The organism is Pseudomonas sp. PA27(2017) (assembly GCF_001945445.1).
Classification (GTDB): Bacteria; Pseudomonadota; Gammaproteobacteria; order Pseudomonadales; family Pseudomonadaceae; genus Aquipseudomonas.
On record NZ_MSXW01000014.1, the window covers coordinates 30,179 to 52,316 of the forward strand.

Consider the following 22,138-nt stretch of genomic DNA (forward strand, 5'->3'; position numbering starts at 1 on the left):
GTCCTCAACGCAGTTTCAAAGTAGCGAGGCCGATCAACACCAGAATGACGGTGATGATCCAGAAACGAACGATGACCCGTGGCTCGGGCCAACCCTTCAACTCGAAATGGTGGTGAATCGGTGCCATGCGGAACACGCGCTTGCCGGTCAGCTTGAAACTGGCGACCTGGATGATCACCGACAGGGTTTCCATCACGAACACGCCGCCCATGATGAACAGGACGATTTCCTGGCGCACGATCACGGCGATGGTGCCCAGCGCAGCACCCAGCGCCAGCGCGCCCACGTCGCCCATGAACACCTGCGCGGGGTAGGTGTTGAACCACAGAAAGCCCAGGCCGGCGCCAATCAGTGCGCCGCAGAACACGATCAGCTCACCGGCACCCGGCACGTAGGGAATCAGCAGGTATTCGGAGAAATTCACGTTGCCCGACAGGTAGCAGAAAATGCCCAGGGCGCCGCCGACCATCACGGTAGGCAGGATCGCCAGGCCGTCGAGGCCGTCGGTGAGGTTCACCGCGTTGCTGGAGCCGACGATGACGAAATAGGTCAGCACCACGAAGCCGATACCCAGGGGAATGCTGACGTCCTTGAGCAGCGGCACGATCAGGGTGGTTTCGATCGGCGTCTGCGCAGTCATATAAAGGAAGACGGCCGCGCCGATGCCGAACACTGATTGCCAGAAGTACTTCCAGCGGCTCGGCAGGCCACGCGAGTCCTTCTCGATCACCTTGCGGTAATCATCGACCCAGCCGATGGCGCCGAACAGCAGGGTGACGATCAGCACCACCCACACGTAGCGATTGCTCAGGTCAGCCCACAGCAGGGTGCTGATGGCGATGGCCGAGAGAATCAGCGCACCGCCCATGGTCGGCGTGCCCTTCTTGGACAGATGCGACTGCGGGCCGTCGTTGCGCACGGCCTGGCCGATCTGGCGGATCTGCAGGGTACGAATCATCCAGGGGCCGAGGAACAGCGCCAGCGCGAGCGCCGTCAGCACGCCTAGAATCCCGCGCAGGGTCAGGTACTGAAAGACCGCGAAGCCCTTGTGGAACTGTTGCAGATACTCTGCCAGCAGCAGCAGCATTTAGTGACTCTCCCCACTGTCGCCACACAGCGCGGCGACGACGTTTTCCATCGCGGCGCTGCGTGAACCTTTAATTAGAATGGTGCTGTCGCCGGGCTCGGCGCGTACCGCGTCGATCAGCGCGGCCTGGTCGGCGAAATGCCGCGCCCCGGCGCCAAAGGCCTGCACGGCATGTTTCATCTGAGGACCGACCGCATAGAGCACATCGGCCTTGCCGACTGCGTAGTCGCCCACGTCGCGGTGGCCCTGCTCGGACCAGGCGCCCAGCTCGCCGATATCGCCCAGCACCAGCACCTTGCGGCCGTAGAAGCCGGCGAGGATGTCGATGGCGGCGCAGATCGAAGCCGGATTGGCGTTGTAAGTGTCGTCGATGACCCGGGCGCCGTTCTGCGCCAGTTGCGCAACGGCACGGCCCTTGACCGGCAGCAGGCTTTCCAGGCCGTTCTTGATGGCCACCAGCGGCACCGCCAGGGCATGGGCGGCAGCGGCAGCGGCCAATGCATTGGTCACGTTGTGCTCACCGAGCAGATTCAGTTGTACGCGGGCCTGGCCTTCCTGGCAGAACAGCATGAATGCCGGGCAGCCACGTGGATCACGGCTCAGCTCACGGGCATGGAAGTCGGCGCTGCTGTCGCGCAGCGCAAAACTGAGAACTCGGCGCCCGTCTGCACGCTTGACCCAACGCTCGAACGCCACGTCGTCACGGTTGAGCACGGCAATGCCGGTCTCACCCAGACCTTCGAGAATTTCGCCCTTGGCCAGCACGATGTTCTCGGGGCCGCCGAACTCACCCACGTGGGCGTTGCCGGCGTTGGTGATGATCGCCACTTGCGGTTTGGTCAGGCCGACGGTGTAGGCGATCTCGCCGATACCCGAGGCGCCCAGTTCGATGACTGCGCCAGTGTGTTCCGGGCCCAGTTCCAGCAGGGTCAGCGGTACGCCCAGCTGGTTGTTGAGGTTGCCGCGGGTCGCCAGCACAGCACCGCCGTCCTGAGCGCAGGCCGAGCGCAGGATAGCGGCCAGCATTTCCTTGACGGTGGTCTTGCCGCTAGAGCCGGTCACGGCGGCCAGCAGGCCACCGTAGGCCTGGCGATTGAGCGCGCCCAATTGGCCGAGGGCCAGCGTGGTATCGGCGACCACCAGTTGCGGCAGGCCGACGCCCGCGACTTCGCGCGTTACCAGCGCCGCCACAGCGCCTTTGGCAGCGACCTGGGCCAGGTAGTCATGCCCATCGAAACGCGGGCCGCTCAAGGCGACGAACAGCTGGCCCGGCACGATGCTGCGGCTGTCGGTGCTGACGGCCGAGAAGGCGCAGTCATCACCGACCACGCGACCGCTCAGGGCGCTGGCGATTTCGCTCAACCGCAATGCCTTAAGCATGTGCCGCCTCCCATGCAGCCAGTGCACGACCGGCCTCCAGCAGATCGGAAAACGGCTGACGCACACCGTCGATTTCCTGGTAATCCTCGTGGCCCTTGCCGGCCAGCACGACCACGTCGCCGACCTGGGCTTCGCCGATCAGCTGGGCGATGGCATTGCCACGACCGTGCATGAAACGCACGTGCTCGGCTTTGCCGAAACCGGCACGGATGTCGTCGAATATCTGCTCGGGCGACTCGGTACGCGGGTTGTCGTCGGTAACCAACGCGGCGTCAGCCAGGCGCTCGACCACTTCGGCCATCAGCGGGCGCTTGCCGCGATCACGGTCACCACCACAGCCGAACAGGCACAGCAGTCGACCCGTTACATGGGGGCGCAGCGCACCCAGCACCTGCTCCAGCGCGTCCGGGGTGTGGGCGTAGTCGACGACCACCAGCGGTGCATCCTGACCGCCGAGGCGCTGCATACGGCCAATAGGGCCCTGCAAGCGCGGAAGCACCTTGAGAATTTCGTCCAGCGGGTAATCCATGGCGACCAGCGCACCGACCACGGCGAGCAGGTTACTGAGGTTGAAGCGGCCCAGCAGCGAGCTGCGCAGGCTGCCCTCGCCGCGCGGCGTAACCAGCGTGGCGCGCACGCCCTGGTCATCGAAATGAATATCGCGGCAGAACAGATAGGCGCTCGAATCCTGAAGGCTGTAGCCGATCAGCCGGGAGTCACGCTCCTGAGCAGCCAGTTCGCGGCCCATGGCATCGTCCAGATTGATGACGCGAGCACGCAGGCTCGGCCAGGCGAACAGCGCGGCCTTGGCGGCTTGGTAGGCCTCCATCGAACCGTGGTAATCGAGGTGATCGCGGGACAGGTTGGTAAACACCGCCACGTCGAAATCCAGTGCGGCGACGCGGCCCTGATGCAGGCCGTGGGACGATACTTCCATGGCGATGGCCCGCGCGCCGTTCTTTTTAAGGCCAGCCAGGGTCGCCTGTACGCCGATCGGATCCGGCGTGGTGTGCAGGCCCTGAGCCAGCGTGCCGTAGAAGCCGTTGCCGAGGGTGCCGACGATGCCGCACGGCTCGCCGAGCAGGTCCAGGGCCTGGGCCAGCAACTGACTGACGCTGGTCTTGCCGTTGGTGCCGGTGATGCCGACCATGTGCAGGCCGCGGCTTGGCTCGCCGTAGAAGCGGCCAGCAATGGCCGACAGCTGACCGGCCAGGCCTTTGATGGCGACCAGTTCGGCACTTTCGGCGGTCATCGGCAGCGAGCCGTCGGTCTCGAAGGCAACCGCGGCAGCGCCACGGGAAATCGCGTCGGCGATATGCACGCGGCCATCCTGACGAGTGCCCGGCACGGCCAGGAACAGGTCGCCGGGGCGCACCTGGCGGCTATCGAGGGTCAGTTCACGGATCAACACGCCGCTGCTCGCCTGGGGCAACAACTGGTTCAATGGCATGGGCATCAGCCGCGCCCTCCATTGTTGGCTGCCGCTGGCGCTTCGGCTTGCACGGCCGTGGTCTCGGGCAGGTTATCCGGGGTGATGTTCATCAGGCGCAGGCCGCCGGCCATTACGCGACTGAACACGGGGGCCGATACCAGGCCGCCGTAGTAGCCACTCTTGCTTGGCTCGTCGATGACCACGGCAACGGCGATGCGCGGGTTGCTGGCCGGTGCGAAGCCGGCGAACAGCGAGCGATAGGCGTTGGCCTGGTAACCTTTGGTACCGGCAGCGGTCTTGCGCGCCGTGCCGCTCTTGCCGGCTACATGGTAACCCGGCACCTGGGCACGGAATACGCCGCCCGGGGCCTCGATCACCTGCTGGAGCATGCCCTGCAGGGTGTGGGCAACGTCTTCGGGGATCACCTGCACGCTGTCGCGCACGCGATCGGTACGTGTCAGCGACATCGGTACGCTGCGCCCGTTGTTGCCCAGCACGGCGTAGGCATGGGCCAGCTGCACGGCAGTGACCGACAGGCCATAGCCGTAGGAAAGGGTCGCGGTTTCTGCCTTGCGCCACTCACGGTGGTTGGGCAGGTTGCCGACGCGCTCACCCGGGAAGCTCAGGCCGGTGTCCTGGCCCAGACCGACCTGCTGCATCACGTCATAGATAGCCGCGCCACCGATATCGAAAGCGACCTTGCTCATGCCCACGTTACTGGACTTGATCAGAATGCCGGTCAGGTCGAGCACGCCGTCCGGCGCGCGGGACACGTCCTTGATGGTGTAACGGCCGATCTGCAGCGTACCGCCATGCACGTCGACCTTGTCGGTTGGTTTCCAGCGCCCGGTTTCCAGGGCGGCACTCATGGAGAACGGCTTCATGGTCGAGCCTGGCTCGAAAACGTCGATCATGGCGCGGTTACGCATGGCAGCCGGCTGCAGGTTGCGACGGTTGTTGGGGTTGTAGGTCGGCTGGTTGACCATGGCGAGGATCTCGCCGGTCTTCACGTCGAGCATCACCAGGCTGCCGGCCTTGGCACCGAACTCGACCAGCGCGTTGCGCAGTTCGCGGTGGGCCAGGTATTGCAGGCGCAGGTCGATGGACAATGCCAGCGCCTTACCGGCCTTGGCGTTCTGGGTGACCTGCACGTCGCGGATCAGACGGCCACGGCGATCCTTGAGTACCTGACGCTTGCCAGGTACGCCGGCCAGCCAGTCCTCGAACGCCAGTTCGACGCCTTCACGACCGCGGTCATCGATATCGGTGAAGCCGACCATGTGGGCAGTCACTTCACCAGCCGGGTAGAAACGACGAAACTCCTCGATGGAGTAAACGCCCGGAACCTTGAGATCGAGCACGCGCTGGCCCTGTTCGGGGGTCAGGCCGCGCACCAAGTACATGAATTCACGCTCGGCGTTGGCCTGCAGGCGCTGGGCGAAGGCATTCGGCTCCTGACCCAGCGCGGCCGCCAGTACCGGCCACTGCGCCTTGCCAGCCTGAAGCTCCTTACCATTGGCCCACAGGGTGGTGACCGGCGTACTGACCGCCAGCGGCTCGCCGTTACGGTCGGTGATCAGACCACGGTGCGCCGGAATCGGAATATGCCGCACGCTGCGCGCGTCGCCATGGGCCTTGAGGAAGTCATGATCGAACACATGCAGCTCGAAGATGCGCGCCGCGATGGCCGCGACCATCAGCGCGAGCAGCAGCATCACCAGGCGGAAGCGCCACGGGTAAAGAGCCCCTTCGAGCTTCATCATGGCGCCACCATACGCACTTCGGCGGCGTCGGGGATGCGCATTTTCAGTTGTTCGCTGGCCAGGGTCTCGATCCGGTTGTGAGCCGTCCAGGTGCTCTGCTCGAGGATCAGCCGACCCCACTCGGCTTGCGCCTTGTCACGCACACTGAGCTCGCCGTACAGGCTGTTGAGCAACTGGCGATTCCAGTGCGCGCTGTAGGACACCGCCAGCGCTGAACCGAGCACGCCGACGAAGAGCACCAGCATCAGGAGGCTGCCCTTGGGAAAACGCTTGAGGCCCACGCCGCTCATCGCAGTTTCTCCGCGACACGCATGACTGCACTACGCGAGCGTGGGTTGGCCTTGAGTTCGGCCTCGGAGGCGAACTGTGGTTTGCCGATCAGTTTCAGGCGCGGCTCGAAGGCCTTGGGGATGATGGGCAGGTCACGCGGCAGCTTGTCCATCTCGCCCTTGGCGTGCTTGCGCATGAACTGCTTGACGATGCGGTCTTCCAGGGAGTGGAAGCTGATCACCACCAGACGGCCGCCCACTTCCAGGTTCTCCAGCGCGGCGTCGAGGCCACGTTCCAGGTCGCCCAGCTCATTGTTGACGTGGATGCGCAGCCCCTGGAACGCACGGGTCGCCGGGTTCTTGCCTTTCTCCCAGGCGGGATTGGCGACGGTCAGCACCTGCGCCAGGTCGGCAGTGCGCTCGAAAGCCAGCTCCTGGCGACGAGCCACCACGGCGCGCGCCATGCGCTTGGCGAAACGCTCCTCACCGTATTCCTTGAATACGCGGGCGATCTCGTCTTCATCGGCAGTGGCGATGAACTGTGCAGCGCTGACGCCCCGCGAAGGGTCCATGCGCATGTCCAGTGGGCCGTCGTTGAGAAAACTGAAGCCGCGCTCGGCATCATCGAGCTGCGGCGAGGACACACCCAGATCCAGCAGAATGCCGCTCACGCCACCGGCCAGGCCGCGGACAGCGAGTTCGTCGCCAAGTTCCGCAAAGCTTCTCTGTACAACGACAAAGCGGCCGTCTTCGGCCGCTAGCGTATTTCCAGTCGCGATTGCGAGAGGGTCCTTGTCGAACCCCAGCAAGCGACCGCCAGGCCCGATCCTTTCTAGGATCAGCCGGCTATGCCCACCCCGCCCGAACGTGCCATCTACATAGCAGCCATCGGCGCGCGGCGAGAGCGCCGCAACGGCCTCTTCGAGCAACACGGTGATATGGCGGAAGGTAGAGGTCATGTTCACAGAATCAGGTCACGAAGGTCATCGGAAAGAGCACCCGGTTGCTTGATGGCGGCCAGATCGGCATCGGCCACGGCATTCCAGGAATCCTCATCCCACAGTTGAAATTTATTGAGCTGCCCCACCAACATCGCGCGCTTGTCCAGCTTGGCGTATTCGCGCAACCGCGGCGGAACCAGAAAACGACCGCTGCCATCCAGTTCGAGATCGACGGCATTACCAATCAGCAGACGTTGCAGGCGGCGGTTCTCTTCACGAAAGGAAGCCAGCTCGCGCAGCTTGTTCTCGATGATTTCCCACTCCGGCAACGGGTAGACACAAAGGCAGGGATCGATGGCGTCGATGGTGACGATGAGCTGGCCAGCCGAACGCGAAACGAGCTCGTCCCGATACCGACTTGGCATCGCGAGCCGCCCCTTGGCGTCAAGACTTATGGCGTTAGCTCCGCGAAACACGATCGCGTTTCCCCTTTATTCAGCCATCCGCATCCAAAAAAACCCACTTCATGCCACTTTTTACCACCGGAGCACACTATAGGAACGCGCATACCCCACCGTCAAGGCGCGCCAGAACGGAAAATTCCTTATAGAACGGAGATTTAGCGAATAAATGAGAAGTGGGGCGAGCGCCCAAAGCGGGAAAGATGGCTAAAAAACAACCACATACAAGAACCTACCCAACGAACTTAAAGTAGTTTGTTAAGAGTAAGATTTTTTCGGTATTAGAAATGAGGAGAAGAAGCAAAAGCAGTAGGAGGTGGAGAGTCGATCTATAAGCCGGGTTCTGTCGAGGACAGCCATTCCTCTACGACGTACATCACTGCACGCCTTTAGCAACCTACCCGGTTCCAGCGCGGGCCACGCCAATGGAACCCTATTTGGTCTTGCTCCGAGTGGGGTTTGCCTAGCCACGGACTGTTACCAGCCGTGCGGTGCGCTCTTACCGCACCTTTTCACCCTTACCGGCGCCGAAGCACTTAGGCGGTTGTTTTCTGTGGCACTTTCCGTAGGCTCGCGCCTCCCAGGCGTTACCTGGCACTCCGCCCTATGGAGCCCGGACTTTCCTCCCCCTTCCAGATGGAAGGCAGCGACTGTCCGATCGACTCTCCGCCGCCTAGGGTAACCGCTGGGACCCGGCAAGAACAAGTTCAACCGTCCTGCTGGCGCTCCAGCGCTGCCTGATAGAGCAGGTTCTTGCGCACGCCGGTGATCTGCGCGGCCAGCGCTGCCGCGCGCTTGAGCGGCATTTCGGCAAGCAACAGATCGAGCACGCGCAGCGCCTCGACACTCACCGCCGCCTCGTCTTCGGGCGCCTGCCAGCCTGCCACCAGCACCACGCATTCACCGCGCTGCTGATTGGCATCGGCCGCCACCCACTCGCACAACTGATCGAGCGGCATGCCCTGCAGGGTTTCGAAGGTCTTGGTCAGCTCCCGAGCCAGCAACGCCTGGCGCTCGCCGCCGAATACCTCGCGCATGTCCTGCAGGCACTCGAGGATGCGATGCGGCGCCTCATAGAAGATCAGCGTACGCGGCTCTTCGCGAACCAGTTCGAGGCGCGCCCGCCGCCCGACCGTCTTGGCCGGCAGAAAGCCTTCGAAGACGAAGCGATCGGACGGCAGGCCGGCAGCCGACAGCGCCGCGATCAGTGCGCAGGCACCAGGCACCGGAACCACGCGAATCCGGGCGGCCCGGGCCTGGCGCACCAGGTGATAGCCCGGGTCGGAAATCAGCGGCGTGCCGGCATCGGAAATCAGCGCCACATCGTCTCCCGCCAGCAGGCGCTCGATGAAGCGATTACCTTCGTCACGCTCGTTGTGCTCATGGCAGGCCGCCAGCGGCGTACCGATACCGAAGTGCTGCATCAGGCGCGCCGAGTGTCGCGTGTCTTCGGCGGCGATCAGCGAGACATCGCCGAGCACCTTCAGCGCCCGGGCACTGAGGTCGTCGAGATTGCCAATGGGCGTCGCCACCACGAACAGGGTGCCCGCAGCGGATCGGGGAGCTTCATTAGCGATCACGGAAATGCCTCATCAATAGCTGGAAAGGCGCCATTGTAACGCGAGCGAACCGCCAGGGCGGAAACGCGTCGCCAGCGCGAACAGCTGCGACCTCTGCGTACCGGTTAACACCTTCATCGTCGCGCCAAGGCGGTGCCTTGGGTACAATCCGGCGTTCATTTGCTCAAGACCCGGAATCGCTTACATGATTGCCTGCCTGCGTCCGCTCTCTGCACTCTGCCTAGCCGGCCTGCTCGTTGCCTGCAGCAGCTCGCCTTCCTCGAACCTTGGCGAACTGCCTCGCACGCCCCAGGCCAGCGTGGAGCAGATGCTCCAGCAAGCCGGCACCAGCCAGAGCGAAGACGCCCAGCTGTTGCGTCTGTCGGCCGCCGACCTGGCCGCCAAGCAGGGCAACGCGCAACGTGCCGAGAGCATTCTCGGGCAGGTCGACCTGCAACTGCTCAAGCCAGCGCAGCAGATCTACGCCAGCACCCTCAAGGCGGAACTGGCCCTGGCGCGTAACGATGCCAAGGCCGCCCTCGACGCTCTGGCCCACCCCAGCCTCGATCGCCTAGGCGAACTGCCGGTCGAGCAGCAGACCCGTACCCAATTGGCCCGCGCCAACGCCCTGGAAAAAGATGGCCAGATTCTCGCCGCGGCCCGCGAGCGGGTATTCATTGCGCCATTGCTGAGTGGCGACGACGCGCAGCGCAATCAGGATCACATCTGGAAACTGGTCTCCAGCCTGCCGGCCGAGCCGGCACCGACCGCCGACGACGCCGACTTGGCCGGTTGGCTGTCGCTGGCCCAGGTGGCCAAAACCGTTGGCACGCTCAAGCAGCAGCAGGACGCAATCGACAACTGGCTGGCTCAGCACCCTACCCATCCCGCGGCCCAACAGCTGCCCAAGGCCCTTGCCGACCTGCGCGCCCTGTCGAGCAAGCCGCTAGAGAAGATCGCCCTGCTGCTGCCCCAAGAAGGCCAACTGGCCTCGGTGTCGCGCGCCCTGCGTGACGGTTTCCTGGCCGCCCATTACCAGGCCCAGCAGGCAGGCGAAAACCCACCGCAGATTCAGCTGTACGACAGCGCCCGCCTGACCTCCCTGGACGATTTCTATCGCCAGGCCCAGGCCGATGGCGTGGAGCTGGTGATCGGCCCGCTGGAGAAGAACCTGGTCACCCAACTGGGTAACCGCGGCCAGTTGCCGATCACCACGCTGGCCCTGAACTACGCCGACCCAGGCGCCAAGAACCCCGCACAACTGTTCCAGTTCGGCCTGGCCGCCGAGGACGAAGCCCGCGAAGTCGCGCGCCGCGCCTGGGCCGACGGCATGCGCAACGCCGTCGCCCTGGTACCCAAGGGCGACTGGGGCAACCGTGTACTGGACGCCTTCCGCCAGAGCTGGCAAGCCGCCGGCGGCACCTTCCTGGGCGCTGAGCAGATCGACCAGCCCGTGGACATGGCAGGCCAGGTCGCTCGCCTGCTGCAGGTCAGCGGCAACTCGCGCCGCCAGGACGTGGACTTCATCTTCCTCGCCGCCACGCCGCAGCAGGCCCAGCAGATCAAACCGACCCTGGCTTACCAGTACGCGGGCGACGTGCCGGTGTATGCCACTTCGCACCTGTTCAGCGGCAGCATGAGCGCGGCCCAGTACCGCGACCTGGACGGCATCCGGTTCTGCGAAACCCCCTGGCTGCTGGACGCCAACGATCCGCTGCGCCAACAGGTCAACAGCCAGTGGCCGCAAGCCGGCGGCAGCCTGGGTCGCCTTTACGCCATGGGGGTCGACGCCTTCCGCCTGGCGCCGCGCCTCGACCAACTCAAGACCCTGCCCGACAGCCGCGTCGAAGGGCTGTCCGGCAACCTGAGCCTGAATACGTCGCAGCGCGTCGAGCGCCAGCTGCCCTGGGCACAATTCAGCAATGGCCAGGTTCAGCGCCTGCCAGAAACCAACATTGAGTGACGATCCACGCCATGCCAGCGGGCGAGCGGCCGAAGCCCTCGCATGCGAGCACCTGCAAGGTCATGGACTGAAGCTGATCGAGCAGAACTGGCGCGGACAGCGGGGCGAACTCGATCTGGTCATGCTAGATGGCGATACAGTAGTATTCGCCGAAGTGCGCTACCGCAAGCACAGTGCATGGGGTGGCGCGGTCGAAAGCGTCGACAGACGCAAGCGTGACAAGCTGATCGCCACGGCCATGCAATTTCTGCAGCAGGAGAAGCGCTGGGCCAAACATCCCTGCCGTTTCGATGTCATAGCCGTAGGCCATGGCAGACCCGCATCACTGGAATGGATTAGAAACGCTTTCGACAGTTGAAGCTCAGGCTCGCTGCGATACCCTGATCCACCGCCGTTTCCAACGACAGCGCCGCGCGCCCAAGGGCCGGGGCCTCGTTATAGTCAAGGTCAAAGCTCTACATGGATATGCAAGCCCGTATTCGCCAACTGTTTCACGGCAGTATCGAAACCAAGCACCACGCCATGGAGGTCCTGCCTCCGTTCATCGAGCATGCCAGCCAGGTGATGGTTCAGGCACTGCTCAGCGAAGGCAAGATCCTGTCCTGCGGCAACGGCGGCTCGGCCGGCGATGCACAGCATTTCTCCTCGGAGCTGCTCAACCGCTTCGAACGCGAGCGCCCCAGCCTGCCGGCGATCGCCCTGACCACCGACAGCTCGACGATCACCTCGATCGCCAACGATTACAGCTACAACGAAGTCTTCTCCAAGCAGATCCGCGCGCTAGGCCAACCAGGCGACGTGCTGCTGGCGATTTCCACCAGCGGCAACTCCGCCAACGTAATCCAGGCCATCCAGGCCGCCCACGACCGGGAAATGACCGTGGTTGCCCTGACCGGCCGCGATGGCGGCGGCATGGCCTCGCTGCTGCTGCCCGAAGATGTCGAGATTCGCGTGCCGTCGAAGGTCACGGCGCGCATTCAGGAAGTCCATCTATTGGCCATCCATTGCTTGTGCGACCTTATCGACAGTCAACTGTTTGGGAGTGAAGAATGACCCGTTCACCACTGATCTTCGCCGCCTTGGCATTGAGCCTGATCCTGGGCGGCTGCGGCAGCCGCAGCATCGGCAACAAGATCGACGACCAGTTCGTCGGCCCGGATGTCGCCAATGCCATCACCCGTGCTCACGCCGACCTCGCCAGCCCCACCTCGCACATCGTGGTGACCAGCTATAACGGCGTGATCCTGATCGCCGGCCAGACGCCCCGCGCCGACCTGAAAACCACGGCCGAACAAGCTGCCCGCCGCGTTCAGGGCGTGCGCAAGGTACACAACGAGCTGCAGGTTCAGCAGCCCAGTTCACTGCTGGCGCGTAGCAACGACTCGCTGCTGACCACCAAGATCAAGACCCAGATGCTGGCCGACAGTGGCGTGCCGGGCAGTCGCATCAAGGTGATCACCGAGAACGGCATCGTCTACCTGCTCGGCGTTGTCAGCCGCCAGGAAGCCAATGCGGCAAGCAACGTGGTGCAGAACACCTCGGGCGTGCAGAAGATCATCAAGCTGTTCCAGTACACCGACTGATCACGGCGGCACAACGAAAAACGCCAGTCAGGCGGCACCTGACTGGCGTTTTTTTATACCTGAGGCTTGAGCGGCCAGCGCGATATCGCGCCCGGACCCAGTCACGGGCCTACCTTGGGATGACCAACCCGAGCCTCGCATTGCGGCAAGGCGACGTCGCTGCCCCCACCCGCAATGCCAAACGACAGGCAATAAAAAAGCCAGTCAGGTCACCCTGACTGGCTTTCTCGACGCAGCGGCTTCAGCCCGGATCAGACACCCGAGGCTTTGGCAGCAGCGACGTCCTTGATGGACAGCTTGATACGGCCGCGGTTGTCCACGTCCAGTACCAGCACTTCCACTTCCTGGCCTTCCTTGAGGATGTCGGTGACCTTCTCTACGCGCGCATCGCTGAGCATGGAGATGTGCACCAGACCGTCCTTGCCCGGCAGGATGTTGACGAAGGCGCCGAAGTCGACGATACGCTCGACCTTGCCGACGTAGATCTTTCCGATCTCGGCCTCGGCGGTGATCGCCAGTACGCGCTGCTTGGCAGCATCGGCGGCTTCCTTGGTTTCGCCGAAGATCTTGATCGAGCCGTCGTCTTCGATGTCGATCGAGGCCTTGGTCTCTTCGCAGATGGCGCGGATGGTGGCGCCGCCCTTGCCGATGACGTCACGGATCTTGTCCTGGTCGATCTTCATCGCCAGCATGGTCGGGGCGTTGGCTGACAGCTCGCTGCGCGACTGGGCGATCACCTGGTTCATCTGGCCGAGGATGTTCAGACGCGCTTCCAGGGCCTGGTTCAGGGCGATTTCCATGATCTCTTCGGTGATGCCCTGGATCTTGATGTCCATCTGCAGCGCGGTGACGCCATTGGCGGTACCGGCTACCTTGAAGTCCATGTCGCCCAGGTGGTCTTCGTCACCGAGGATGTCGGTCAGTACGGCGAATTTCTCGCCTTCCTTGACCAGACCCATGGCGATACCGGCAACCGGCGCCTTCATCGGTACACCAGCGTCCATCAGGGCCAGGGAAGCACCGCAAACGGAGGCCATGGAGGACGAACCGTTGGATTCGGTGATCTCCGAGACGATACGGATGGTGTACGGGAACTCGTCAGCGCTCGGCAGCATGGCGGCAACGCCACGACGAGCCAGGCGGCCGTGGCCGATCTCACGACGACCGGTGGCGCCCATGCGACCACACTCGCCCACCGAGTACGGCGGGAAGTTGTAGTGCAGCATGAAGGGGTCTTTCTTCTCGCCTTCGAGGGTGTCGAGCAGCTGTGCATCGCGGGCGGTACCAAGGGTGGCCACGACCAGCGCCTGGGTTTCGCCGCGGGTGAACAGAGCCGAACCGTGGGTCTTGTCCAGCACGCCGACCTCGATGTTCAGGCCACGTACGGTACGGGTGTCACGACCATCGATACGCGGCTTGCCGTTGACGATGTTCTCGCGCACGGTGCGGTATTCGATTTCGCCGAAGGCGTCTTTGACTTCGCCGGCGCTCGGCTGACCTTCCTCACCGGAGAACTTGACAACCACCTGGTCGCGCAGCTCGCCCAGGCGCGCATAGCGATCCTGCTTGATGATGATGGTATAGGCGTCGGAGATCGCGGCACCGAACTCGGCGCGGATGGCGTCCAACAGGCTGGTGTTGGCGGCAGCGGCCTGCCAGTCCCAACGCGGCTTGCCCGCTTCGGCGGCCAGCTCGGTAACGGCCTGGATGACGGCCTGGAATTCGTCATGGGCGAACAGCACGGCGCCCAGCATCTGGTCTTCGGTCAGCTCTTTGGCTTCGGATTCGACCATCAGTACGGCGTCTTTGGTACCGGCCACGACCATGTCCAGGCTCGATGCCTTGAGCTGCTCGTAGTTCGGGTTCAGCAGGTAGCCGGTCTCGGGGTGGTAGGCAACACGGGCGGCACCGATGGGGCCGTCGAACGGGATGCCGGAGATGGCCAGGGCAGCCGAGGTACCGATCATCGCTGCAATGTCCGGGTCGGTCTTCTTGCTGGTGGAGACCACGGTGCAGATGACCTGCACTTCGTTTTGGAAGCCTTCCGGGAACAGCGGGCGGATCGGACGATCGATCAGGCGCGAGGTCAGGGTTTCCTTCTCGCTCGGGCGCGCTTCACGCTTGAAGAAGCCGCCAGGGATCTTGCCGGCTGCGTAGGTCTTTTCCTGGTAGTGCACGGACAGCGGGAAGAAACCCTTGCTCGGGTCGGCAGACTTGGCGCCTACCACGGTGACCAGCACGGTTACGTCGTTGTCGACGGTGACCAGCACGGCGCCGGAAGCCTGACGGGCGATACGGCCAGTCTCGAGGGTGACGGTCGACTGACCGAATTGAAATTTCTTGATTACCGGGTTCACGGTGTTTTCCTTCTCTCTGTTGCCTTTGGGGGAAACGGTTCTTGCGAATTGGTGGGCAATCGCTGCGGGAGTCGGCCCGGCGCTGTCCAAAGTGGCTGAAGCCATAAAACGGGTGAAGCATAAACGCAAAAGCTGGAAGCAGGGCGAGCCCACTTCCAGCTTTTGCGGTCAACGACAGCTAAGCATTGCTTAGCGACGCAGACCCAGGCGACCGATCAGGGCGCTGTAACGGCTGGTGTCCTTACCCTTCAGGTAGTCCAGCAGCTTGCGGCGCTGGTTGACCATACGGATCAGGCCACGACGCGAGTGGTGGTCTTTGCCGTTGGCCTTGAAGTGGCCTTGCAGCTTGTTGATGTTGGCGGACAGCAGAGCAACCTGGACTTCCGGGCTACCGGTATCGCCTTCAGCTTGCTTGTAGTCGTTAACGATCTGGGCTTTTTCTTCAACGCTGAGTGCCATGTGGGCATCCTCTCATCTGGAGACGGTCGCAAGGACAGTCTCAATAGGCCGGGAATCGCTTCCCGTGTTTTAAAGGAGGTATGACCGTGCCTATTGACAGCCACCCTCGTTACGAGCCGCCGGAGCGGCTCGCCACGGTCACGCGGACCGAATCAGACGACGCGGCGCAATGCGCCCGTCTTCGCTCACTTCACCAATACCGATGAAGCGACCGTTGTGATCTTGCACCCGAACCATGCCGAACTTCGGCGCGTCCGCGGCGCGAACCGGCTGCCCTTGCAGCCAATAGAACGAACTGTGCTCCGAAAAGCTCAGCAGCGGCCAATGCTCCAGCCCGCTGTCCACCGGCAGCAGGAAGCGATCGACGGCTTCGTTGCCACCCTCCTCATGGGCCTGCAGCAGTTCGTCCAGGCTGATACTCTGGGACAAGTCGAACGGGCCGGCCTTGGTACGGCGCAGCTCGGCGACATGGGCACCACAGCCCAGCAGGTGCCCGATATCCTCGACCAGCGTACGGATATAGGTACCTTTACTGCAGTCCACCGCCAGGCTCGCCTTGTCGGCCGCACTGCTCAGCAACTCCAGGCGCGCAATAGTAACAGAACGCGCCTCGCGCTCCACTACTTCTCCGGCACGCGCAAGTTTGTACAGCGGCTGGCCGTCGCGCTTGAGCGCCGAATACATCGGCGGCACCTGGCTGATGTCACCACGAAAACGCGGCAGCAGCGCCTCGATGTCCGAGGCGTCGACATTCACTTCGCGGCGCTCGATCACCTCACCCTCGGCATCGGCCGTGGTGGTGGTGACGCCGAGCTGCATGACCGTCTCATAGCCCTTGTCGGCATCGAGCAGGTACTGGGAAAACTTGGTCGCCTCGCCGAAGCACAATGGCAGCACGCCGGTGGCCAGCGGATCGAGACTACCGGTGTGCCCGGCCTTCTCGGCATTGAGCAACCAGCGCACCTTCTGCAACGCCGCGTTGGAGCTGAAGCCCTTTGGCTTGTCGAGCAGGATGATGCCGTCAACCTTGCGACGAATACGCTTAACCTGGGCCACGCGCTTACTCCTTGGCCTCGGTGTCGCTGTCGACGTGCTTGCTGTCCTCGGTCACCGCACGCTCGATCAGCGCCGATAACTGGGCACCACGCACGATGCTTTCGTCGTAATGGAAACGCAGGTGCGGCACGCTGCGCAGCTTCATCGCCTTGCCCAGCTGCATGCGCAGGAAACCACTGGCGTCGTTCAGTACCTTGAGGCTCTGCGCGATGGGGTCTGAACCCTCTTGCGGCTCGGCGCCCATGACGGTGACGAACACCTTGGCATGGCTGGCGTCACGGCTGACATCGACCGCCGTAACGGTGACCAGGCCACCCAGGCGCGGGTCTTTGACTTCGGTACGAATCAGCTGCGCCAATTCGCGTTGAATCTGGTCGCCGATACGCTGGGCACGGCTGTAGTCTTTTGCCATCGTTGCTACCTTCCACTCGTCTCGCCGCCTGCAAAAGCAGCGGACTCAAAAGCGGCAAACGCCCGGCCGCGCAGATGCGGGGCCGGGCGTTGCGTGTTGCGACTCGCGATTACAGGCTGCGAGCCACCTGGACTTTCTCGAACACTTCGATCTTGTCGCCGACCTTGACGTCGTTGTAGCTCTTCACCGCGATACCGCACTCCATGCCGTTACGCACTTCGGCCATATCGTCCTTGAAGCGACGCAGGGACTCCAGCTCGCCTTCGAAGATCACCACGTCGTCACGCAGTACGCGGATCGGACGGTTACGGTAGACCGTACCTTCGACCACCATACAACCGGCGACCGCACCGAACTTCGGCGAACGGAACACGTCGCGCACTTCGGCGATGCCGAGGATGTTCTCGCGAACGTCGCTGCCGAGCATACCGGTGAGCGCCTTCTTGACGTCCTCGATGATGTCGTAGATGACGTTGTAGTAGCGCATGTCCAGACCTTCGGCCTCGACGATCTTGCGCGCACCAGCGTCAGCACGGACGTTGAAGCCGAACAGCACGGCGTTCGACGCCAGGGCCAGGTTGGCATCGGACTCGGTGATACCACCGACGCCGCCACCGACCACACGCACCTGTACTTCGTCGTTGCCCAGGGTGCTGAGCGAGCCCTGCAGAGCCTCGAGAGAACCACGCACATCGGACTTGAGAACGATGTTGAGGGTTTTCTTCTCTTCCTGGCCCATGCTCTCGAAGATGTTCTCCAGCTTGCCGGCGTGGGCACGTGCCAGTTTCACTTCGCGGAACTTGCCCTGACGGAACAGCGCAACCTCGCGGGCCTTCTTCTCGTCGGCCACGACGGTCATGTCATCGCCCGCCTCTGGCGTGCCGTCCAGGCCGAGGATCTCGACCGGGATGGACGGGCCGGCTTCCTTAACAGGCTTGCCGTTTTCGTCCAGCATGGCGCGGATGCGGCCGTAGTTGGAGCCGACCAGCACCATGTCGCCCTGGCGCAGCGTACCGTCCTGAACCAGCACGGTGGCTACCGGGCCGCGGCCCTTGTCCAGACGCGATTCGACGACCACGCCACGACCAGGCGCCGTCGGCATGGCCTTGAGTTCGAGAACTTCGGCCTGCAGCAGAACTGCTTCGAGCAGCTCGTCCACGCCGGTACCCATCTTGGCCGAGACATGCACGTAGGGTGCGTCGCCGCCCCACTCTTCCGGAATCACGTCCAGCGCGGCCAGGCCGTTCTTGATGTTGTCCGGGTTGGCATCGGGCTTGTCGATCTTGTTCACCGCGACCACGATCGGCACGCCAGCCGCTTTCGCGTGCTGAACCGCTTCCTGGGTCTGCGGCATCACACCGTCGTCGGCCGCCACCACGAGGATGACGATGTCGGTAGCCTTGGCACCACGGGCACGCATCTGAGTGAACGCAGCGTGACCCGGGGTATCGAGGAAGGTCACCATGCCGCGCTCGGTTTCCACGTGGTAGGCACCGATATGCTGCGTGATACCACCTGCTTCACCGGACGCGACCTTGGCACGACGAATGTAGTCGAGCAGCGAGGTCTTACCATGGTCGACGTGACCCATGACGGTCACCACCGGCGCACGGGAAATCGCCTCACCTTCGAACTTCAGGGACTCGGCCAACTGCTCTTCGAGCGCGTTGTCGCTGACCAGCTTGACCTTGTGGCCCAGCTCTTCGGCGACCAGTTGAGCGGTTTCCTGATCCAGCACCTGGTTAATGGTGGCAGGCGTGCCCATCTTGAACATGAATTTGATGACTTCAGCAGCCTTCACCGACATCTGCTGGGCCAGTTCGCCCACGGTGATGGTTTCGCCGATCGACACTTCACGCACCACCGGGCCGGCCGGAGCCTGGAAGCCATGCTGGTTGCGCTTCTTGAGCTTGGACTTGCCACGGCCACCGCGGCGGAAACCATCGCTCTCTTCGTCGATGGTACGCGGCGCGACACGTGGAGCAGGCGCCTTTTCCTTGACGGTCGGGCGGTGCTGAGTGGTCTTGCGCTCACCACCACGGCGGTCGGCATCGTCACTACGCGCCTTGTCGGGGCGACGCGGCTCGTCCTTCTTGCGCTCGTCGACAGCCGGAGCAACCGGCGCGTCGACGACGGCCGGCGCCACAGCCGCTTCGACGGCGCGCGCGGTCGGCGCTGCGGCCGCCTGGCGCTTGGCGTCTTCTTCGGCCTGGCGCTTGGCTTCTTCCTCAGCCTTCAGACGAGCAGCTTCCGCCGCAGCACGTTGCTCTTCGAGCTCGCGCTGTTTCTCGGCTTCGATCTCTTCGTTGCTGCGCTTGACGAAGGTCTTCTTCTTGCGCACTTCAACGCTGATGGTCTTGCTACCAGCAACCCTGAGGGTACTGGTGGTCTTGCGCTGCAAGGTAATCTTGCGCGGTTCCTCGGCTTTCTTGTCGCCGTGGCTGCTCTTCAGGTGAGCAAGCAGGGCCTGCTTTTCGTTATCGGTGACAACTTGCTCGGCACTGCTGTGCGGCAAACCCGCCTCTCGCATCTGCTGCAGCAGGCGCTCTACCGGTGTGTCGACCACTTGGGCCAGTTCTTTCACCGTGACTTGCGTCATGCACTTCTCTCCTCAGGCCGTAAAACTTACTCGAACCAGTGGGCTCGGGCGGCCATGATCAGCTTGCCGGCACGCTCTTCGTCGATGCCGTCGATGTCGAGCAGGTCGTCGATCGACTGCTCGGCCAGGTCTTCACGGGTAACCACCCCGCGTACTGCCAGTTCCTGCGCCAGGCCTTTGTCCATACCCTCGACTTCGAGGAGGTCTTCGGCCGGCTGGGCGTCTGCCAGTTTTTCTTCCGTGGCGATGGCCTTGGTCAGCAAACGATCCTTCGCTCGAGAGCGCAGTTCGTTGACGATTTCTTCGTCGAAACCGTCGATGCTGAGCATCTCTTCCATCGGCACGTAGGCGATTTCTTCCAGGCTGGTGAAGCCCTCTTCGACCAGCACCTGGGCCAGTTCTTCGTCGACTTCCAGCTCGTCGATGAAGCTCTGCAGAATGTCACCGGTCTCGGCCTGCTGCTTGGCCTGGATGTCCGACTCGGTCATCACGTTCAGCGTCCAGCCGGTCAGCTGACTGGCCAGGCGCACGTTCTGGCCGCCACGGCCGATGGCCTGGGCCAGGTTGTCCTCGCCAACGGCGATGTCCATGGCATGGGCATCTTCATCGACGATGATCGCCGCAACTTCGGCCGGCGACATGGCGTTGATGACGAACTGCGCCGGGTTGTCGTCCCACAGCACGATGTCCACACGCTCGCCGACCAGCTCGCCGGAAACAGCCTGAACGCGCGAGCCACGCATGCCGATACAGGCGCCTTGCGGGTCGATGCGCTTGTCCTTGGAACGCACTGCGATCTTGGCGCGCGAACCCGGGTCACGGGAGGCGGCCTTGACTTCGATGAGGCCTTCGGCGATTTCCGGCACTTCGATACGGAACAGCTCGATCAGCATTTCCGGCGCAGTACGCGACAGGATCAGCTGAGGGCCGCGGTTCTCGGTGCGGATTTCCTTGAGCAGTGCACGCAGGCGCACGCCGACACGGAAAGTCTCACGCGGGATGATGTCTTCGCGTGCCAGCAGAGCCTCGGCGTTGGCACCCAGGTCGACGATGACGTTGTCGCGGGTAACCTTCTTGACGGTACCGGCGATGATTTCACCCAGACGCTCGCGGTAGGCCTCGACGACCTGCGCACGCTCGGCTTCACGTACCTTCTGCACGATGACCTGCTTGGCCGTCTGGGCAGCGATACGACCGAACTCGATGGACTCGATCTTCTCCTCGAGCACATCGCCGACCTTGGCGTTGGCCTCGACCGCACGCGGCATGTCAGTCGTCACCTGGTGCGCTGGATCTTCGAAGTTTTCCTCGTCGACCACGGTCCAGCAGCGGAAGGTCTCGTAGCTACCACTCTGGCGGTTGATCGCCACCCGCAGTTCGACTTCATCTTCAAAACGTTTCTTGGTCGCCGTGGCCAGCGCCAACTCCAGCGCCTCGAAAATCACAGCGGCCGGTACGCCCTTTTCATTGGATACCGACTCAACAACCAGCAGTACTTCTTTGCTCATCGTACGCCTCGCCTTTCGCAATCCATTGGGATCGACACATTCCGATCCCGCGGGATCCGTGTCTCAATCAAATCGGGGGATAATGTTGGCCTTGTCGATCATATCGATCGGCAAAAGAAACTCGTGGTCATCCACCTGCACCACCACGTCCTCTTCCTCCACACCGCGGAGCAGACCCTGAAAGTTGCGGCGCCCTTCGAACGGTGAGCGCAACTTGATTTTCACCTGCTCGCCGACGTGACTGGCGAACTGGGCCAACGTGAACAGTGGCCGATCCATGCCAGGCGAAGACACCTCGAGGGTGTATTCGGCACTGATGGGATCCTCGACATCGAGAACGCCGCTGATCTGCCGGCTGACCTTCTCGCAATCGTCGATAAGAATGCCGTCGGCATGATCGATGTAGATACGCAGCAGCGAATGCCGCCCCTGAGACAGGAACTCGATACCCCAGCATTCGTAGCCAAGCGCTTCGACTACCGGGGCCACCAAGGCCTGCAACTGTTCTAGCTTGCTCGACACCTGAACCCCTCGCGCATGCTGTGCAAATAAAAAATGGGCGAAACGCCCATCTACAAGACCGCCCAGATGGCGGAAAATCTGTCTCCCAGCTAACAAAAAGCCCCTTGAAAGGGGCTCAGTGACAACTGGCTGCGGGGGGATGGACTTGAGCCAACGACCTTCGGGTTATGAGCCCGACGAGCTACCGGACTGTTCACCCCGCGCTAAAACTGGGAGCGGATTATACGGCTGAACCGCCACGCGGGTCAACCAACCCCCCAGATACAGAAAAGCCCGCATGCAGCGGGCTGTTCTGTTCAATTGGTACCGAGAAGGGGACTCGAACCCCTACAGCCTATGGCCACTACCACCTCAAGGTAGCGTGTCTACCAATTCCACCACCTCGGCAAATTTGACACTTACTGCGCTTCGGGAGCCTGAGGTACGTCTTGCTCACTCGAAGTTGGCGCTTGCTGTTGCTCAAGCACCGGTACATCTTCTGCAGGCTTGTTGCCCTGCGGCACTTCCATCACTGCCGGATCTGGCAAACCAGCCTGACCCAGTGTATCAGACTTTTGATTAGCAAAATACGCTAACCCCAAGCTGGTAATGAAAAAACTGGCGGCGAGTATAGCAGTAACTCGGCTCAGAAAGGTAGTGGTTCCTTGACTACCGAAAACGGTATTCGAAGCACCCGCACCGAACGAAGCACCTGCATCGGCACCTTTACCCTGCTGCAGCAGAACCAGCACAACCACACCGATCGCTGCCAGCAGATGAAGAACTACAACGCCTGTTTCCAGCATAT

General features: G+C 62.8%; 20 protein-coding genes, 2 tRNA genes and 1 other RNA gene. 4 read left to right on the forward strand and 19 right to left on the reverse strand.

Features of this window, described 5'->3' with window-relative positions; translation table 11 throughout:
- Positions 1-4 precede the first annotated feature (4 nt).
- The 9 genes from mraY to rsmI all read right to left on the reverse strand — a co-directional run bounded on the left by mraY (position 5) and on the right by rsmI (position 8,910).
- A complete protein-coding gene (gene mraY, locus BVH06_RS06665; protein ID WP_075930938.1) occupies positions 5-1,087 on the reverse strand; it encodes a phospho-N-acetylmuramoyl-pentapeptide-transferase in 1,083 nt (360 codons plus the stop codon).
- Positions 1,088-2,467 (reverse strand): UDP-N-acetylmuramoyl-tripeptide--D-alanyl-D-alanine ligase, encoded by a 1,380-nt coding sequence (gene murF, locus BVH06_RS06670; protein ID WP_075933582.1) that lies wholly within the window; start codon positions 2,465-2,467, stop codon positions 1,088-1,090.
- Complete coding sequence (locus BVH06_RS06675) at positions 2,460-3,923, reverse strand: UDP-N-acetylmuramoyl-L-alanyl-D-glutamate--2,6-diaminopimelate ligase (protein WP_075933583.1); 1,464 nt, start codon at positions 3,921-3,923, stop codon at positions 2,460-2,462. Before BVH06_RS06675 ends, murF begins: the two co-directional genes overlap by 8 nt.
- The gene (locus BVH06_RS06680; RefSeq protein ID WP_168172894.1) at positions 3,923-5,659 is read right to left on the reverse strand and encodes a penicillin-binding protein 2; all 1,737 of its coding nucleotides are present in this window, start codon (positions 5,657-5,659) and stop codon (positions 3,923-3,925) included. The genes BVH06_RS06675 and BVH06_RS06680 overlap by 1 nt, the downstream gene beginning before the upstream one ends.
- Entirely contained in the window at positions 5,659-5,952 is a 294-nt protein-coding gene (ftsL, locus tag BVH06_RS06685; protein WP_075930942.1) for a cell division protein FtsL, read from the reverse strand. Before ftsL ends, BVH06_RS06680 begins: the two co-directional genes overlap by 1 nt.
- On the reverse strand, positions 5,949-6,890 hold the full coding sequence (rsmH, locus tag BVH06_RS06690; RefSeq protein WP_139315590.1) for a 16S rRNA (cytosine(1402)-N(4))-methyltransferase RsmH: 942 nt from the start codon (positions 6,888-6,890) through the stop codon (positions 5,949-5,951). Before rsmH ends, ftsL begins: the two co-directional genes overlap by 4 nt.
- Positions 6,891-6,892: 2 nt before the next feature.
- A complete protein-coding gene (gene mraZ, locus BVH06_RS06695) occupies positions 6,893-7,348 on the reverse strand; it encodes a division/cell wall cluster transcriptional repressor MraZ (RefSeq protein WP_013792660.1) in 456 nt (151 codons plus the stop codon).
- 301 nt (positions 7,349-7,649) lie between these two features.
- Positions 7,650-7,999: RNase P RNA component class A (rnpB, locus tag BVH06_RS06700), an RNA gene on the reverse strand.
- A 41-nt stretch (positions 8,000-8,040) separates the two neighbouring features.
- Positions 8,041-8,910, reverse strand: coding sequence for a 16S rRNA (cytidine(1402)-2'-O)-methyltransferase (gene rsmI / locus BVH06_RS06705; protein WP_168172895.1), 870 nt, complete (start codon positions 8,908-8,910; stop codon positions 8,041-8,043).
- Positions 8,911-9,097: 187 nt separating this feature from the next.
- Here rsmI and BVH06_RS06710 point away from each other — a divergent pair, with 187 nt between their 5' ends.
- The 4 genes from BVH06_RS06710 (at position 9,098) to BVH06_RS06725 (ending at position 12,438) form a co-directional block, all read left to right on the forward strand.
- Positions 9,098-10,855, forward strand: coding sequence for a penicillin-binding protein activator (locus BVH06_RS06710; RefSeq protein ID WP_075933586.1), 1,758 nt, complete (start codon positions 9,098-9,100; stop codon positions 10,853-10,855).
- Complete coding sequence (locus BVH06_RS06715) at positions 10,815-11,213, forward strand: YraN family protein (RefSeq protein ID WP_075931043.1); 399 nt, start codon at positions 10,815-10,817, stop codon at positions 11,211-11,213. The genes BVH06_RS06710 and BVH06_RS06715 overlap by 41 nt, the downstream gene beginning before the upstream one ends.
- A gap of 101 nt (positions 11,214-11,314) precedes the next feature.
- Complete coding sequence (locus BVH06_RS06720) at positions 11,315-11,908, forward strand: phosphoheptose isomerase (protein WP_075930946.1); 594 nt, start codon at positions 11,315-11,317, stop codon at positions 11,906-11,908.
- Positions 11,905-12,438 carry a BON domain-containing protein gene (locus tag BVH06_RS06725; RefSeq protein WP_075930947.1) on the forward strand — a complete coding sequence of 178 codons (534 nt, stop codon included), beginning with the start codon at positions 11,905-11,907 and terminating at the stop codon, positions 12,436-12,438. Before BVH06_RS06720 ends, BVH06_RS06725 begins: the two co-directional genes overlap by 4 nt.
- A 251-nt stretch (positions 12,439-12,689) precedes the next feature.
- Here the strand turns inward: BVH06_RS06725 and pnp are convergent, their stop codons facing one another.
- The 10 genes from pnp to secG form a co-directional block, all read right to left on the reverse strand.
- A complete protein-coding gene (gene pnp, locus BVH06_RS06730) occupies positions 12,690-14,795 on the reverse strand; it encodes a polyribonucleotide nucleotidyltransferase (RefSeq protein WP_075933587.1) in 2,106 nt (701 codons plus the stop codon).
- Between the two features lie 189 nt (positions 14,796-14,984).
- The gene (rpsO, locus tag BVH06_RS06735) at positions 14,985-15,254 is read right to left on the reverse strand and encodes a 30S ribosomal protein S15 (protein WP_042554902.1); all 270 of its coding nucleotides are present in this window, start codon (positions 15,252-15,254) and stop codon (positions 14,985-14,987) included.
- A gap of 138 nt (positions 15,255-15,392) precedes the next feature.
- Complete coding sequence (gene truB, locus BVH06_RS06740; protein WP_075933588.1) at positions 15,393-16,310, reverse strand: tRNA pseudouridine(55) synthase TruB; 918 nt, start codon at positions 16,308-16,310, stop codon at positions 15,393-15,395.
- A 4-nt stretch (positions 16,311-16,314) separates the two neighbouring features.
- Entirely contained in the window at positions 16,315-16,722 is a 408-nt protein-coding gene (gene rbfA, locus BVH06_RS06745) for a 30S ribosome-binding factor RbfA (protein ID WP_013792669.1), read from the reverse strand.
- A 109-nt stretch (positions 16,723-16,831) separates the two neighbouring features.
- Positions 16,832-19,321 (reverse strand): translation initiation factor IF-2, encoded by a 2,490-nt coding sequence (gene infB / locus BVH06_RS06750; RefSeq protein ID WP_075933589.1) that lies wholly within the window; start codon positions 19,319-19,321, stop codon positions 16,832-16,834.
- Positions 19,322-19,347: 26 nt separating this feature from the next.
- Positions 19,348-20,829 carry a transcription termination factor NusA gene (nusA, locus tag BVH06_RS06755; protein ID WP_075930950.1) on the reverse strand — a complete coding sequence of 494 codons (1,482 nt, stop codon included), beginning with the start codon at positions 20,827-20,829 and terminating at the stop codon, positions 19,348-19,350.
- 63 nt (positions 20,830-20,892) lie between these two features.
- On the reverse strand, positions 20,893-21,351 hold the full coding sequence (gene rimP / locus BVH06_RS06760; protein WP_013792672.1) for a ribosome maturation factor RimP: 459 nt from the start codon (positions 21,349-21,351) through the stop codon (positions 20,893-20,895).
- A 126-nt stretch (positions 21,352-21,477) separates the two neighbouring features.
- A tRNA-Met gene (locus BVH06_RS06765) sits at positions 21,478-21,554 on the reverse strand.
- A gap of 98 nt (positions 21,555-21,652) precedes the next feature.
- Positions 21,653-21,738 (reverse strand) — tRNA-Leu (locus tag BVH06_RS06770).
- A gap of 11 nt (positions 21,739-21,749) precedes the next feature.
- Positions 21,750-22,136 (reverse strand): preprotein translocase subunit SecG, encoded by a 387-nt coding sequence (secG, locus tag BVH06_RS06775; protein ID WP_075930951.1) that lies wholly within the window; start codon positions 22,134-22,136, stop codon positions 21,750-21,752.
- Positions 22,137-22,138 lie beyond the last annotated feature (2 nt).

Excerpts from the sequence above, each read along its gene's own strand:
- BVH06_RS06725 (WP_075930947.1), top strand. The coding sequence starts at position 11,905 with ATGACCCGTTCACCACTGATCTTCGCCGCCTTGGCATTGAGCCTGATC.
- BVH06_RS06715 (WP_075931043.1), top strand. The coding sequence starts at position 10,815 with ATGGCCAGGTTCAGCGCCTGCCAGAAACCAACATTGAGTGACGATCCA.
- secG (WP_075930951.1), bottom strand. The coding sequence starts at position 22,136 with ATGCTGGAAACAGGCGTTGTAGTTCTTCATCTGCTGGCAGCGATCGGT.
- rsmH (WP_139315590.1), bottom strand. The coding sequence starts at position 6,890 with ATGACCTCTACCTTCCGCCATATCACCGTGTTGCTCGAAGAGGCCGTT.
- BVH06_RS06675 (WP_075933583.1), bottom strand. The coding sequence starts at position 3,923 with ATGCCCATGCCATTGAACCAGTTGTTGCCCCAGGCGAGCAGCGGCGTG.
- mraY (WP_075930938.1), bottom strand. The coding sequence starts at position 1,087 with ATGCTGCTGCTGCTGGCAGAGTATCTGCAACAGTTCCACAAGGGCTTC.
- infB (WP_075933589.1), bottom strand. The coding sequence starts at position 19,321 with ATGACGCAAGTCACGGTGAAAGAACTGGCCCAAGTGGTCGACACACCG.
- BVH06_RS06710 (WP_075933586.1), top strand. The coding sequence starts at position 9,098 with ATGATTGCCTGCCTGCGTCCGCTCTCTGCACTCTGCCTAGCCGGCCTG.
- BVH06_RS06680 (WP_168172894.1), bottom strand. The coding sequence starts at position 5,659 with ATGAAGCTCGAAGGGGCTCTTTACCCGTGGCGCTTCCGCCTGGTGATG.
- murF (WP_075933582.1), bottom strand. The coding sequence starts at position 2,467 with ATGCTTAAGGCATTGCGGTTGAGCGAAATCGCCAGCGCCCTGAGCGGT.
- BVH06_RS06720 (WP_075930946.1), top strand. The coding sequence starts at position 11,315 with ATGGATATGCAAGCCCGTATTCGCCAACTGTTTCACGGCAGTATCGAA.
- ftsL (WP_075930942.1), bottom strand. The coding sequence starts at position 5,952 with ATGAGCGGCGTGGGCCTCAAGCGTTTTCCCAAGGGCAGCCTCCTGATG.
- nusA (WP_075930950.1), bottom strand. The coding sequence starts at position 20,829 with ATGAGCAAAGAAGTACTGCTGGTTGTTGAGTCGGTATCCAATGAAAAG.
- rbfA (WP_013792669.1), bottom strand. The coding sequence starts at position 16,722 with ATGGCAAAAGACTACAGCCGTGCCCAGCGTATCGGCGACCAGATTCAA.
- rpsO (WP_042554902.1), bottom strand. The coding sequence starts at position 15,254 with ATGGCACTCAGCGTTGAAGAAAAAGCCCAGATCGTTAACGACTACAAG.